Annotated in this window: 10 protein-coding genes; 5 read left to right on the top strand and 5 right to left on the bottom strand. The window is 60.3% G+C overall.

Going from position 1 to position 14,597, the window contains the following annotated elements:
* Positions 1–30: 30 nt before the first annotated feature.
* The 3 genes from macA to ACOYXE_RS10020 all read left to right on the top strand — a co-directional run bounded on the left by macA (position 31) and on the right by ACOYXE_RS10020 (position 4,100).
* On the top strand, positions 31–1,179 hold the full coding sequence (gene macA / locus ACOYXE_RS10030; RefSeq protein WP_405124016.1) for a macrolide transporter subunit MacA: 1,149 nt from the start codon (positions 31–33) through the stop codon (positions 1,177–1,179).
* A gap of 2 nt (positions 1,180–1,181) precedes the next feature.
* A complete protein-coding gene (locus ACOYXE_RS10025; protein ID WP_460928995.1) occupies positions 1,182–3,140 on the top strand; it encodes a MacB family efflux pump subunit in 1,959 nt (652 codons plus the stop codon).
* Between the two features lie 594 nt (positions 3,141–3,734).
* Positions 3,735–4,100 (top strand): DUF6124 family protein, encoded by a 366-nt coding sequence (locus tag ACOYXE_RS10020; RefSeq protein ID WP_460928993.1) that lies wholly within the window; start codon positions 3,735–3,737, stop codon positions 4,098–4,100.
* 355 nt (positions 4,101–4,455) lie between these two features.
* Here ACOYXE_RS10020 and ACOYXE_RS10015 read toward each other — a convergent pair whose 3' ends face one another.
* Both ACOYXE_RS10015 and ACOYXE_RS10010 read right to left on the bottom strand, forming a co-directional pair.
* On the bottom strand, positions 4,456–5,205 hold the full coding sequence (locus tag ACOYXE_RS10015) for a response regulator transcription factor (RefSeq protein WP_460928991.1): 750 nt from the start codon (positions 5,203–5,205) through the stop codon (positions 4,456–4,458).
* 132 nt (positions 5,206–5,337) lie between these two features.
* A complete protein-coding gene (locus ACOYXE_RS10010; RefSeq protein ID WP_160057487.1) occupies positions 5,338–6,927 on the bottom strand; it encodes a sensor domain-containing diguanylate cyclase in 1,590 nt (529 codons plus the stop codon).
* A 211-nt stretch (positions 6,928–7,138) separates the two neighbouring features.
* Between ACOYXE_RS10010 and ycaC the strand changes: the two genes are divergently transcribed.
* Entirely contained in the window at positions 7,139–7,771 is a 633-nt protein-coding gene (gene ycaC / locus ACOYXE_RS10005; protein ID WP_007915995.1) for an isochorismate family cysteine hydrolase YcaC, read from the top strand.
* An 85-nt stretch (positions 7,772–7,856) separates the two neighbouring features.
* Here the strand turns inward: ycaC and ACOYXE_RS10000 are convergent, their stop codons facing one another.
* Positions 7,857–8,879, bottom strand: a complete 1,023-nt coding sequence (locus ACOYXE_RS10000; protein WP_460928988.1) for an alpha/beta hydrolase — start codon at positions 8,877–8,879, stop codon at positions 7,857–7,859.
* 180 nt (positions 8,880–9,059) lie between these two features.
* On the bottom strand, positions 9,060–10,316 hold the full coding sequence (locus tag ACOYXE_RS09995; protein WP_460928986.1) for an MFS transporter: 1,257 nt from the start codon (positions 10,314–10,316) through the stop codon (positions 9,060–9,062).
* A gap of 265 nt (positions 10,317–10,581) precedes the next feature.
* Here ACOYXE_RS09995 and ACOYXE_RS09990 point away from each other — a divergent pair, with 265 nt between their 5' ends.
* Entirely contained in the window at positions 10,582–12,129 is a 1,548-nt protein-coding gene (locus ACOYXE_RS09990) for a sensor domain-containing diguanylate cyclase (protein ID WP_160057490.1), read from the top strand.
* Here ACOYXE_RS09990 and ACOYXE_RS09985 read toward each other — a convergent pair.
* Positions 12,091–14,553: a PAS domain-containing protein gene (locus ACOYXE_RS09985; RefSeq protein WP_460928984.1), complete on the bottom strand. Its 2,463-nt coding sequence runs from the start codon at positions 14,551–14,553 to the stop codon at positions 12,091–12,093. The two genes, ACOYXE_RS09990 and ACOYXE_RS09985, sit on opposite strands and share 39 nt — an antisense overlap.
* Between the last annotated feature and the right edge of the window lie 44 nt (positions 14,554–14,597).

Genomic DNA, 14,597 nt, shown 5'->3' with positions numbered 1-14,597 from the left:
GCTCACCCCTGAACGGACTTGTGGTCATTTATGGAAAAGTCGAAGTTGCGCAAAGTCGGTATGGGTCTGGCGTTGGTGGCGGTCGCGGGATTGGCGTTCTATGCGGTGCAGGCACCGGCCGAGGCGCCGCAATATCTGACGGCGCCCGTTGAACGCAGTGATATTGAAAACGCGGTGCTGGCCACCGGGTTGCTTGAAGGCATCAAACAAGTGGACGTCGGCGCGCAAGTGTCCGGGCAATTGAAGTCGCTCAAGGTCAAGGTTGGCGACAAGGTGAAGAAGGGCCAGTGGCTGGCGGAAATCGATCCGCTGGTGTTGCAGAACACCCTGCGTCAGGCCCAGGTCGATGAGGAGAACCTGCAGGCGCAAAAACGCGCCACGCAGGCTCAACTGAGGCAGACCAAAGCGATTTACGAGCGCTACAAGAACTTGCAGGACGACGCCTCGATCTCCCGTCAGGATTTCGAAACCGCCGAGTCGAACTATCAGGTGCAGCAGGCCAATCTGATGTCACTGGACGCGCAGATCAAAAGCGCGCACATCCAGATCGACACGGCAAAGGTCAATCTGGCCTACACGCGGATTGTTGCGCCGATCGATGGCGATGTGGTCGGCGTGGTAACACAGGAAGGGCAAACGGTGATCGCCAGCCAACTGGCGCCGGTCCTGCTGAAACTGGCGGATCTGGACACCATGACGGTGAAAGCGCAGGTGTCCGAGGCCGATGTGATCCACATTGCGCCGGGGCAAGAGGTGTATTTCACCATTCTTGGCGAGGACAAACGCTACTACGCGAAGCTGCGCGGCACCGACCCGGCGCCGCAGAACTTTCTTGAAACACCGCCCGCCGGCACGCCTAAGCAAAGCAGCGCGGTGTTCTACAACGCCTTGTTCGAGGTGCCCAATCCCGATCATCGCTTGCGCATCTCGATGACCGCGCAGGTGCGCATTATCCTCGACACCGCCAAGTCGGTGCTGACCGTGCCGGTGGCGGCGCTCGGTCCGCGCAATGCCGATGGCAGTTTTCCGGTACGGGTGCTCGACGCCAAGGGCCACGCGCAGTCGCGCAACGTGCAGACCGGGATCAACAACAACGTCAAAGTGCAGATCAATGATGGCTTAGCGGAAGGTGATCGCGTGGTCATCGGTGATCCGCTGACCAATGTGGCGGGGGCCTGAGCATGACTGAGCCACTGCTACAGCTGAGCGGCATCACCCGCAGTTTCACCGCTGGCGACCGCGAGTTTCTCGCGCTGAACAACATCAATCTGACGATCAATGCCGGGGAAATGGTGGCGATCATTGGTGCCTCCGGTTCCGGCAAATCGACGCTGATGAATATCCTCGGTTGCCTCGATTACGCCACCGCCGGCAGCTACAGGATCAACGGCCAGGAAACCCGCGATCTGGACAATCAGGCCCTGGCCGAGCTGCGCCGTGACTACTTCGGCTTCATCTTCCAGCGTTATCACTTGCTGCCGCATTTGAGCGCGATGCACAACGTCGAGATGCCGGCGATTTACGCCGGCACACCGCAGCTTCAGCGCCATGCCCGCGCCCGTGAGCTGTTGGCGCGATTGGGTCTGGAAGGGCACCTGACGCATCGGCCGAGCCAGCTTTCCGGCGGTCAGCAGCAACGGGTGAGTATCGCCCGGGCCTTGATGAATGGCGGCGAAGTAATCCTCGCCGACGAACCGACCGGCGCTCTCGACACGGCCAGCGGCAAAGAGGTGATGCGCATCCTGCTGGAGCTGCACGCGGCAGGGCACACGGTGATTCTGGTGACCCACGACCCGAAAGTCGCGGCCAACGCTGAGCGCATCATCGAAGTCAGCGACGGCGAAATCCTCAGCGACCGCGCCAACGAACGCGACACCACGCAGCTGCTCAGCGACGAACCGGTGACGCCGAAAGCCACCGCCTCTCGACGTCTTGTTGCCAGTCTCGGTTTGTTCAAAGAGGCGTTCGCCATGGCGTGGGTGGCGTTGATTTCCCATCGCATGCGCACCTTGCTGACCATGCTTGGCATCGTCATTGGCATCACCTCGGTGGTGTCAATTTCAGCGGTGGGCGAGGGCGCCAAGAACTACGTGCTCAAGGACATCGCCGCGATTGGCAGCAACACCATCGATGTCTATCCCGGCAGCAGTTACGGCGACAAACGTGCAGCGGCCATCGAAACCCTGACACCGGCCGATGTCACCGCGCTGAATCAGCTGTACTACGTCGACAGCGCCACGCCGATGATCGGCCGCAGCCTGTTGCTGCGCTATCGCAATATCGACCTGGATGCGCAGGTCAACGGCGTCAGCGATCAGTACTTCAAGGTGCGCGAGATCAAGATGGCAGCGGGTATCCCGTTCAGCGAAAACGATGCACGGCGCCAGGCGCAGGTGGTGGTCATAGATCACAACACCCGGCAGCGCCTGTTTGGCCAGGATGTCGACCCGTTGGGCCAGGTGATCCTGATCGGTAACCTGCCTTGCACGGTGATCGGCGTGGCCGCGCAGGATAAAAGCCTGTTCGCCTCGGGCAAGACCCTCAACGTCTGGGTGCCCTACGAAACGGCAGCCGGGCGGGTGTTGGGTCAGCGTTATCTGGACAGCATCAGCGTGCGCATGAAGGACGGCCAGCCGAGCAAAGTGGTGGAAGAGCACGTCACTCAACTGTTGCTGCAACGCCACGGCACCAAGGATTTCTTCACCAACAACCTCGACAGCGTCCTGCAGACCGTGCAGAAAACCAGCCGCTCGCTGGCGTTGTTGCTGTCGCTGATTGCGGTGATTTCGTTGGTGGTGGGCGGTATCGGCGTGATGAACATCATGCTGGTGTCCGTGACCGAACGTACCCGCGAGATTGGCATTCGCATGGCGGTGGGCGCGCGGCAGTCGGACATTCGTCAGCAGTTTTTGGTGGAGGCGGTGATGGTCTGTTTGTTGGGCGGGGCGATCGGAATTTCCCTGTCGTATGCGATCGGGCATCTGTTTTCGGTGTTTATCAAGGAATGGGAGATGGTGTTTTCGTTGGCGTCGGTGCTAACGGCGGTGGTGTGCTCGACGTTGATCGGGATTGTGTTCGGGTTTGTGCCGGCGCGGAATGCCTCGCGGCTTGATCCGATTGAGGCGTTGGCACGGGATTAAGAGCTGACCCTCACCCTAGCCCTCTCCCAGAGGGAGAGGGGACTGAACGCGGTGTTTGCTGGAGATACGCCGACGTGGGATACCGAGTCGAACTCAGGTTTTGAACAGCACAAAAATCGGCTCCCTTTCCCCCTCGCCCCCCTTGGGGGAGAGGGCTGGGGTGAGGGGGTAGATCCAACTGACACACCGCAAAAACTCGAACCACCGCCATCCAGAATTTCCATCAATAAACACGATACCGTGAGCGCGTTTAAATTACACGACCCGTTACGTCATACCGCCTACAACACCTTGCGTCGTTACCTACGCGTACGCCAGAATCCGCCGGCTTACGCGGCTATGGGTCGGGATATATCGTTTGCCTGTCACTGCAAATCAGTGATCGGGTTCGGTAGCCCGCTTCGGTACCGCCGTATGGCGCCCCCTTATGCAGTCTCTTTTTTGCGGCTGCGTTTTATATGGTGGACATGCGTGGGGCTCATTCATGAGCGCCGGGTTTCCGTATCGACCGGTCTACCAACCCGCGCATGGCCGCCACCTTCGTTTGGTAGCGAAAGTGATGGCTCCGGTTAATTTCGATACGAGACTTTATCTATGTTCAAAGCCACACCCAACCCACCAGATACCGATCCAATCCCCTACGACGCCGCACTGGAACCTCAAAACATCAAAGAGGCCACAGAACGGGCGATCAATTTCTACCTCAATCCTTCCGCGTTCAAAACCTCAAAACCTACTCGCAAAACCGGCAAGATCTACCTGATCGACCCCACCATCGACGACGAAACCCTGCTCGTTGAAGCCTACGAATCGTTGTCATCGGCCAGTGACATGGCCCGCGACCTTGCCGACTTGGTCGACAGTCCTCACCGCAAAAAAATGCTGATCCTGCAACAGGTGATCATGCTGAGTGAATTGGTGGTGAGTCGCGTCCTCGACAACCAGCGCTTGCCCAACTAATTGCGAAACAGCCGCGTGAGGGAGCCTGCTCCCTCGCATCGTGCAAGTGGTGATGTTGGGGGAATTGGCGGTGAATCAGGCTTTGGAGCACGTCGCTGGATTGCCCTCACCCTAACCCTCTCCCAGGGGGAGAGGGGACTGACCGAGGTGTTCTTTCGAGGTACACCGACGTGGGATAACGAGTCGAACTCAGGTTTTGAACAGCACAAAAATCGGCTCAAAAGTCGAACTCAGTTTCGAATTCAACCGAGATCGGCTCCCTTTCCCCCTCGCCCCCTTGGGGGGAGAGGGCTGGGGTGAGGGGGGAATCTCACTGACACACCCAAAAAACCGAAACCCTCTCAATCCCTGCGTATCAAGCCGCACTCGACGCCAACGCCTCCAACGGCGAATACATCCAGCGCATCAACGAATGCCGTCCGCTGATACCCAACTTGATCGCCGCCCGTTTCAGATAACTCTCCACGGTGTTGACCTTCAACGCCAATTGTTCCGCCAGTTCCGGCGCCGTGCGGCCGGCGAGCAGGCCGACACACACTTCGGTTTCGCGGTTCGACAGGCTCAGCCCCAGTTGCTCAAGGCGCTCGTCAAAGCGCAGGCGCAAGGTTTCCAGGCCGTTGCCTTCGGTTGCTTCGGGCGGGGTTTGCGGATCAGGAGTGGCCGGTTGCAGGGCGTTGATGTGTTTTTCCACCATCGGCAGCAGCACCGGGGAAATGTCCTGCAACAGGCTGCGTTCCTGCGCGGAAAAGCGCTGCGATTCGCCGTTGCGGTACACCGAAATCACGTAGCGGTAGCCGTCCTTGCGTCGGGTCAGGTGCAGTTGCGAGGCGTCTGCGCTGGTCGCGGCTGGCGGGTTCTGCAAATGATGGGCGGGCGCTGCGCTGTGCTCGGAAAACACCGTTTCGGCGATCAGGGCCGGCCCTTTCAGCGGCTCCGGCTCACTGCGACTCGACGTGCGGCCGACCGGTTCGACACGCATCTGCCGGATGTGCGTGGCGTCGACCGCCAGTTGCGTCAGGATCAGGTCATGCAGCATGCGCGGAAAGTGCCGGCTGCCGGTGCTGGCAATAACCTTGCCGATGTGGGGGAACAAGTGTGAATTCATTTGCGTGTCATCCCTGAGAGACGTTAATTCATAAACATCTGCCGCACTGTCGACGATCTCCTTGGTCGACGAAATACCGCAGACTTGGATCCTATCCTAGTACAACGTTTGAGCGACGGTTTAATGAAGGTGTTATTTGCTCATAACCGCGACGTCGGGTTGCTTGCCCTGTGAGCACCAGCGGTTGCGGCCTTGCTGCTTGGCTTGATACAGGCAGGTATCGGCTGCTTTCAACAGGGTCGCCGGGGTTACCGTGTCATCGACTGGATGCCAAGTGGTAATCCCGGCGCTGGCGGTGACATAACCCAAAGGATGCCCGGCGTGCTCCAGTTTCAGTGCACGGATGGCCTGCAGTATGTCTTCGGTAACCTGAATGGCGCCGGCATTGTCGGTGTTGGGCAGCAGCACGGTGAACTCTTCGCCGCCGTAGCGCACCGCCAGGTCGCTCGGTCGTTTGACTGCTTGCTGGATCGCCTGCCCGACAGCGCTCAGGCAATCATCACCCGCCGCATGGCCATACTGATCGTTGTAGCGTTTGAAGTGGTCGACATCGAGCATGATCAATGACAGCGCCGAACCTTGTCGCCGCGCTAGACGGATTTCGTCCGCCAGCGCATTGTCCAGACGTCGGCGGTTGCCCAGTCCGGTCAGGCTGTCAGTCAGCGCCATGTCACGCATGGTCTGGTGCGCGTAGCGAATTTCCCGCTCCATGGCCATGCGCTGGCGCAACTGGTGCAGCACCACCAGGCCGAAACCGCTGAGCACCAAAATCAGAAACACCAGCACGAAGCCGTTTTTCAGCAAATCCTGCTGCCACGGTTCGATGATCGAGTCCCGTGAAAGCCCGGCCTCGACCACCAGCGGATAGGTGGTGAGCGCGCGATAGCCATACAACCGCTCAGTGTCGTCGACCACCGCGCGGACTTGCGCAATACCGGCGTTGGCGTTGGGCAGGTAGACCTTGAAGATCTCGCTGTTGGCCAGGCTTTTGCCGATCACCGAGGCGATGAACGGCCGGCGCACGAGGATGGTGCCGTCGCGTCTGGCCAGCACCAGTGCGCCTTTGTCATCGATTCTGAAGTCGCCGTAATAGTCGACAAAGTAGCTGACCTTGACCGTGCCCAGCAGCACCCCGGCGAACGAGCCGTCGGGATTGTTCAGACGACGGGAGACGGGAATGATCAGGTCATGGGTCGATCGGCTTTCCACCACATCACCGATGCGCACCTGCCGATCATCATGGCTGCGGTGGTATTGAAAGTAATCGCGATCGGCGTTGTTAGCGGTCTCGGGCGTGACTTCCTTGTCGGTGACGAGCCACTGCCCATCCGCCCCGTAGATAAACAAGCCATGCAGCTGCGGCATGATTTTCGATTGCTGCACCAGCAGTTTGTGAATACGCGGCACGTCGAGATTCTGCAGGCCATCGCCTTCGATCCGCTCACTCAGGGCGGCGGTCAGCACATCCATTTGCCGAATGGTGTCTTCGGCGTGCTGCGCGGTGGCGCGGGCCAGGTTGGTCACCGAATCGCGCGCCGAGGCGAATGCAGCGCGATAGTCGCGCCAGGTGCGCCAGCTCTCGACCGTCAAAAAGGCCAATACCACCACCAGCATAAAGCTGACCGTCAGGCGGAATGTCGAGCCGGCGCGCACGGCGTTGCGGGCAGAGGCGGCTCTGCTTGGGTCTACGGTGTTCGGCTCTGGCGGACGGCGTCCGAGCATGAACATCTCCTTTTTTCATACGTAATGCATCGCAACAGTATGACAAGGATCGCCAGAAAGTTCGGCGCGGAGCGTGTTTTATTGCCTGATTGTCCTGTTCGAGTTGACGGTGAAACGCTTTTCAGCCGATTTATCCCGTCCCTGTGCGTCAGTAATCTGTACCCAACTTGAACGCAACAACAACTTCAAAAACTCAAAAGGGACGCACACCATGACCACTCCAACCTACAACCGCCTGAACAAAGACGACGCCATCGTGCTGCTGGTCGACCACCAGACCGGCCTGATTTCCCTGGTGCAGGACTTCTCGCCAAACGAATTCAAGAACAACGTGCTGGCCCTGGCTGATCTGGCCAAGTTCTTCGAACTGCCGACCATCCTCACCACTAGTTTCGAACAAGGCCCGAACGGCCCGCTGGTGCCAGAGTTGAAAGAAATGTTCCCGGACGCGCCGTACATCGCTCGTCCAGGCCAGATCAACGCGTGGGACAACGAAGATTTTGTGAAAGCGATCAAGGCTACCGGCCGTAAACAGATCATCATTGCCGGTGTAGTAACGGATGTCTGCGTAGCGTTCCCGACCTTGTCGGCGCTGGCGGAAGGGTTCGAGGTGTTTGTGGTGACTGATGCGTCCGGCACCTTCAACACCACCGTGCAACAAGCCGCGTGGAGCCGCATGACTCAGGCCGGCGCACAGATGATGAACTGGTTCTCGGTGGCCTGTGAGCTGCATCGCGACTGGCGCAACGACATTGAAGGGCTGGGCAATCTGCTGTCGCAGCGGATTCCGAACTACCGCAACCTGATGAACAGCTACTCGGCGCTGACCGCCCAGCAGAAGTAAGCTGACGCGACCGAACAAAAGCCTGCCTTGAAAGCAGGCTTTTGTCGTGTCTGCGCTTGAAAGCGCTGGCAGCGTTGCGATGGCGTTACTTCAGGTTATGGCTGAAGAACGTGGTCAATTTGGCGAAGGGAATCAGGTTGACCCGGTCGTACAAGTCGACATGGCCGGCCCCTGGAATGATCAGCAGCTCTTTGGGCTCGGCCGCGCGCTGGTACGCGTCTTCACTGAACTCGCGGGAGTGCGCCTGAGCGCCGGCAATGAACAGCAGCGGGCGCGGGGAGATGCTCTCGATGTCATTGAACGGGTAGAAGTTCATGAACTTCACATTGCTGATCAGTGTGGGCATGGTGGTGGTCTGCGGCGAAGCGCCGGCCGGGGTGACCTGGCCACGCGGGGTGCGGTAGAAATCGTAGAACTCGTCACCCACGGCGTTGCCGGTGAGTTTCAGCGGTGTGCCGCCGGTGTAGCGCACCGGGCCGCCCCAGGACTGCGCGTTACGCTGCTGCGCCGCCTGTTCAATGATGGATTGGCGTTGCGCTGGCGTGAGCGAATGCTTGAGGCCGTTACGGTTGGCGGCGCCCATGTCGTACATGCTCACGGTGGCAATCGCCTTCAAACGTGGGTCGATCTTGGCGGCACTGATGGCGAAGCTGCCGCTGCCGCAAATACCGATAACGCCGATACGCTCGCGATCGACCAGCGGACGAGTGCCGAGAAAGTCCACCGCCGCGCTGAAGTCTTCGGCATAAATGTCCGGTGCAACCGACTGGCGTGGCAGGCCCTCGCTTTCGCCCCAGAAGGACAAGTCGAACGACAGCGTGACGAAACCCTGTTCCGCCATTTTGGTCGCGTAGAGATTGGCGCTTTGCTCTTTCACTGCGCCCATCGGGTGGCCGACGATGATCGCGGCATTTTTTGACTGTGGGTCGAGGTTTTTCAGGCTGAACAGATTGCCTGCGACCTTCATCCCGTACTGGTTCTTGAAGGTGACCTTTTCCACGGTCACTTTATCGCTGGTGTAGAAGTTGTCTGCGCCGTTCGACATATCGGCTCCCATGGCTGAAAAAGTACTGAAGAGCAGCCCGAAGGCCAAGCAAAAACCTTTCACTGGAATGTCCTTGCGATTGAGGGTTTATTCGTCTGAGCCTGTGCACGAACATTCTCTCGATCAGCGCCTCAGCGCCGAAGTGCATTCCTCTGGATTGCTTGCCTGATCCACTGAGTCTGGATTTTCAACGCCGCGCAGACACGATATGGCGGCGATCAGAGGGCAGGCACGGGATATGGATTACGCTGAGGATTCAGCGCTGGCGTCGGCCACTCCGGTTTCAGCCTGACGGCCACTGCGCAGGGTTTCCGGAACCCCAATCCCAAGCAGCACAACCGCCACCGCCGCAATACCGGCCAGGGTCAGAAATGCCGCGCTGTAACCGGCCTCCTGCACAACGAACCCGGCAAGTCCGTTGCTCAGTGCTGCGCCCAGCCCGAACACAGTCGTCAACGCGCCGAGGCTGATGTTGAAGTGGCCGGTGCCCTGGGTGAGGTCTTTGACCATGATCGGAAACAAGGCGCCGAACAGACCGGCGCCGACGCCGTCGAGCAGCTGCACCGCGACCAGCCAATAAGCATCGTCCGACAGCGTGTAGAGCACGCCGCGCAAGGGCAGGATCAGGAATCCGGCCAGCAGCAGCGGCTTGCGTCCCCATAGATCGGCTTTCGCCCCGACCAGTAATGCCGCCGGCACCATCACCAGTTGCGCCGCGACGATGCAGGCCGAGGTCAGCGGGGTGGCCATCTGCAGATTGGCTTGCGCAAGTTTTTGGCTTACCAGCGGCAACATCGCCGCATTGGCGAGGTGGAACAGTGCACAGCAAATGGCGAACAGCAGCAGCGACCGGTTACCCAGCAGCACGGATAACCCGGAAGGTTGGCGATGCCCAGTGTCGGCCGGGTCCAGTCCGCGGGCCTGATCATGGTCGATCGCTTCTGGCGCCACGCAGGCGATGGCGATGACACTGGCCAGGGCCATGGCCGCCATCAGGTAGAACACTGCCACCGGGCCGAACAGATAAGCGAATACACCGGCGAGGAGGGCGGCGCAGGCGTTGCCGGCATGATTGAAGGTTTCATTGCGCCCGGTTCGCCGGGTGAACGCCCGTGGTCCGGTCATGCCCAGGGTGATCGCGCAGATGGCCGGGGCGAATATCGAGGCGGCCATTGCACTCAGGGTTTGCGTCAACGCCACCCAAGTGAACGACGTCACGAACGGCAGCAGCAGGCAACTGCCGGTCACCAGCAGCGCGGCGATCGCAATCAACGCACGTTTGCGTCGGCTGTTGTCGACCCAGGCGCCGGCGGGTGTCTGGGTGATCAGCGCGGCGACCCCGGCGATGGTCATCACCAGACCAATGCTGGCCGGCTCCCAGTGATGCACCGCCAACAGATAGATGGCCAGATAGGGGCCGAGGCCGTCGCGCACGTCGGCGAGGAAAAAGTTCAGGCTGTCCAGGGACAGGTTGTTGCGGCGATCGAGGTCAGCGGCCACGGCGGTGTCTTCAATGTTCGAGGTTTGCGGATGGATTCAACCTCAGCAAGCCTAATGACCTGCGGCCGTGAATATAAGTTGCAGGCCGCTGCCGTGTCGTTGCGAAACAACGCCAAGGGGCTGAAAACGACGTTCCGTCATACGGTTGCTGCACGTTCGACGCGCTACTTGTATCCTTGCGCCGGTCGAGGACATACGACCGCTGTTATTGCCTTGAATCAGTAACGGCCGGAACGGGAAACCGGACTTTCCATTAGGTACTTTCGTGAAGCGTGATACCCACCTCGTCATCCTCTTGCTGCTGGTCATCGGCTGCTCCCTGGCGTCGCTGACCATCTGGAAAGTGCTGTCCTCGCGCGATCGCGCGCTGGAGGAAGTCAACGTGCACGGGTTGAACCTGACCCAGGCACTCGAGACCTATTCCGAGGGCATTGTCCGGCAAAGTTCGCTGCTGTTGCTCGGGCTGGTCGAGCGCCTGGAAACCGAAGGCAGTGGCCCCGCGCAGATCCAGCGCTTGGGTGCGTTGATCAACCGCCAACAGCCGTTGATGCCACAAATGAGCGGGATCACCATCTATGACCGTCAGGGCCATTGGCTGATGTCGTCGAACCGACCGATTCCGGCGGGGGCCAACAGCAGTGATCGGGCCTACTTCATTCATCATCGCGACGACCCGAGCCGCGAACCCTTTATTGGGCCACCCATCCGTAGCCGCTCCAATCAGGAGTGGGTGATCACCGTCAGCCGCCGTTTCAATGATGATCGCGGCGAGTTTGCCGGGGTCGTGGCCGTGACCTTGGGCGTGGAAAACTTCCTGCGCCTGTTCGGCAAACTCGACGTCGGGCAGGAAGGTGCCATCGGTTTGTCGTATACCGACGGCACGTTGCTGGTGCGCTATCCGTTCCGCGAGCAGGACATGGGCCGCAACTTTTCCAAGTCGCCGATCTACGCCAAGTACCTGGTCGATCAATCGGTCGGCACCGCGTCGTATACCTCCAGCCTGGATGGCGTCGAACGCCTCTACGCCTTCCGCAAAAGTGAAAAATTGCCGCTGATCACCACGGTCGCCATCGGCAAGCGTGAAGCGCTCACGGCCTGGCGAACCGAGGCGCTGTTGTCGGCGGTGGTGGTGGCGGGGCTGTTGGGACTGACCGGCCTGATCGGCTGGTGCTTGATCCTCGATATCCGGCGCCGGACCCAGGTTGAAGGCGAACTGCGCATTGCTCAGCAGCAGTTGCTCGGCTCGAACCGACAACTGGAACTGCTGGCCATGAAGGATGCACTGACCGGTCTGGCGAATCGGCGCTGCTTCGACCAGACCCTGGCCACAGAGGCGCGGCGGGCACAGCGCGACGGCTCATCGCTGGCCTTGCTGATGATCGATATCGACTATTTCAAACTGTTCAATGATGCGCTCGGGCACGTTGCCGGCGACGCTTGTCTGCAAGCTGTCGCCAGGGTGCTGGATGAATGCGTGCGGCGACCGTCAGACCTGGTCGCGCGCTACGGCGGTGAAGAGTTCGCGGTGATCATGCCCGCCACCGACATCGACGGTGCCGCCGTGGTAGCGCAGTTGATTATCGAGCGCTTGCAGAAAGCCAACATTGACCACCCGACAAGCCCGGTGGCCCGCGTGAGCCTGAGCATTGGCATCGCCGCCGCGCGCGGGTCGCACCTGGACCCGGTGCACGGTTTGATCGAGTCAGCCGATCAGGCGCTGTACCAAGCGAAGTTGGCCGGGCGCAACCGCTTCATGGCGTCTCGCGCGCAAGCCTTACTCGACTTCGATGGACAGCAGGCCACAGACGCGTGACACCAACGTGTCGACGGCAAACGGTTTGGTCAGCACCTGCATGCCCGGGCCGAGTTGACCGTTACCGATCACCGAGTTTTCCGCGTACCCGGTAATGAACAAGGTCTTCAACTTCGGCCTGATTTGCCTGCCCGCATCGGCCATCTGCCGGCCGTTCATGCCGCCGGGCAAACCGACATCGGTAATGAGCAGATCGATGTGCGCGCTGGAACGCAGCACTTCCAATCCTTCAACGCTGTCGCCCGCTTCGAGCAAGTCGTAGCCGAGGTCGCTCAGCACGTCCTTGAGCAGCATGCGGACGGTGGGTTCGTCGTCGACAATCAGGATGGTCTCACCGGCCTTGGCATGAGGCGTCGCCGAGCTTTGCGCGTCATCGTGATTGCGCTGCGCTTCGCCGAGGTAGCGCGGCAGGTAAACGCACATGGTGGTGCCTTGACCCACAGTCGATTGCACCCGCACCTGCCCGCCGGATTGCTTGGTGAAACCGTAGATCATCGACAGCCCGAGCCCGGTGCCCTGGCCCAGCGGTTTGGTGGTGAAAAACGGGTCGAAGGCCTTGGCGATCACTTCCGCACTCATACCGGTACCGGTGTCGGCGACCGACAGGCACAGGTATTGTCCTTCGGGCATTTCCCGTAAGCGTGCTGATTCAGCATCCAGGGTTCGATTGGCGGTCTCGACGATGATGCTGCCACCATCGGGCATCGCATCGCGGGCGTTGATGCACAGGTTGAGCAGGGCGTTTTCCAGTTGGCTGGCATCGACCAGCGCCGGCCACAGATCGGCGGCGGCGACCGTCTTCAGGCGAATACTCGGGCCGACGGTGCGCTGGATCAGTTCGCTCATGCCGGCAATCAGCGCGTTGACTTCAGTCGGACGTGGATCGAGGGTCTGACGTCGAGAGAAGGCCAGCAGACGGTGGGTGAGGGCAGTGGCGCGTTTGGCGGCGTCCTGGGCGATCTGCATGTATTTGTCGATGTCGTTCGAACGACCCTGGGCTATGCGTTTGTCCATCAGCTCAAGGGATGCGCAGATGCCCGCCAGCAGGTTGTTGAAGTCATGGGCCAGACCGCCGGTGAGTTGCCCGACCGCTTCCATTTTCTGCGATTGCCGCAACTTTTCTTCGGCCTGCATCAGGTCCGCTGTGCGCGCCGAGACCCGTTGTTCCAGTGTGTCGTTGAGGGCTTTTAACGCGGCGGTGACCCGGTCGCGCTCGGCTTCGACGTTGCGCCGGTCTTCGACATCGATGAGCACGCCGGGAAAGCGCAAAGGCGTGCCGTCTTCGGCGCACTCGACGCGGCCGTTCGCTTCAATCCAGGTGTATTGGCCATCCGCGCCTCGCACTCGGTATTGGTGCGAATAGGCACCGCCACGGGCAATGACTTCGTTGATCGCGGTGGTGAGTCCTTCCCTGTCGTCCGGGTGCACGGTCATTACCACTTGTTCCAGGCTCAAACCGTCGAGACCCCAGGCCGGATCGAGGTCGAAAACCCGCGCGAAGGCCTCATCGACGCTGAAACGATCGCTGGGCAGGTGCCAGTGCCAGGTACCGATAATGGCGCCGGCGGCCAGGGCGAGTTGTACCCGCTCGACGTTTTCCCGGGCGACGGCCTCGCTGATGCGCAAGCGTTCTTGCGCGTCGCGGCGCTCGGTGACATCGCTGAAGAAGATCGCAATCTGCCGATCGGCCGGGTCGCCGACGCGGACGGCGCGTACATCGAACCAGCGTTCGAAGGTATTGGCGTAGTTCTCGAAGTTGGCCGGCTCGCCGGTCTTGGCCACATGGCCGTAGGTCTCGAACCAGAATTTTTCCAGGTTGGGCGCAAACTCGGTAACCCACTTGCCGCGCAGATTGACCCCGGCCTGACGTTCGAATGCCGGGTTGGCCTCGACGAAGTAATAGTCGATGGGGTGGTCGTCGGCGTCGAATTTGACTTTGACGATGGCGAACGCCGCCTCGATGGTTTCCAGAATGGTGCTGAAGCGCTCTTCACTCTGGCGCAGTGCGGTTTCGGCGCTGCGTGAGCGGGTCAGGTCGAGCATCGCGCCGATCATGCGTTCGGCCTGGCCATCGGCATTGCGGATCAGATGGCCGCGATCCAGCACTTCGGCGTATGAACCATCTTGGCAGAGGAAGCGGTACTCAGCGCTCCAGGTCGTCCCGGAGCCGTCAATCGCCGAGCGAATCGAGGTGGTCACGCGCGCGCGATCCTGCGTGTGAATCTGCGCAAATCGCCAGTCACACGTCGGCTCGATGGCTGCTGACGCGTAGCCATACGCCTGTTGCAGCGAGTCGTTCCAGATGACCTGGTTGGTTTTCAGATCCCAGTCCCAGACGGCGTCGCAGGTCGCCTTGACGGCCAGACGCAGGCGCGTGACCTCAGACTCAAGCTCCTCGCGAGTAAGCTGTTTCAGGATGTTCACCCTTCATGCGTTGATGGTTGGCTTGCGTTCAATTGGCGTGTTTC

This window comes from Pseudomonas sp. MC6, from assembly GCF_054790575.1.
Note: the sequence above shows the minus strand (reverse complement) of the source record. Positions and strands in the feature narration are given on the sequence as shown.

Excerpts from the sequence above, each read along its gene's own strand:
- ACOYXE_RS10010 (WP_160057487.1), bottom strand. The coding sequence starts at position 6,927 with ATGCTCGGACGCCGTCCGCCAGAGCCGAACACCGTAGACCCAAGCAGA.
- ycaC (WP_007915995.1), top strand. The coding sequence starts at position 7,139 with ATGACCACTCCAACCTACAACCGCCTGAACAAAGACGACGCCATCGTG.
- ACOYXE_RS10025 (WP_460928995.1), top strand. The coding sequence starts at position 1,182 with ATGACTGAGCCACTGCTACAGCTGAGCGGCATCACCCGCAGTTTCACC.
- macA (WP_405124016.1), top strand. The coding sequence starts at position 31 with ATGGAAAAGTCGAAGTTGCGCAAAGTCGGTATGGGTCTGGCGTTGGTG.
- ACOYXE_RS10020 (WP_460928993.1), top strand. The coding sequence starts at position 3,735 with ATGTTCAAAGCCACACCCAACCCACCAGATACCGATCCAATCCCCTAC.
- ACOYXE_RS10015 (WP_460928991.1), bottom strand. The coding sequence starts at position 5,205 with ATGAATTCACACTTGTTCCCCCACATCGGCAAGGTTATTGCCAGCACC.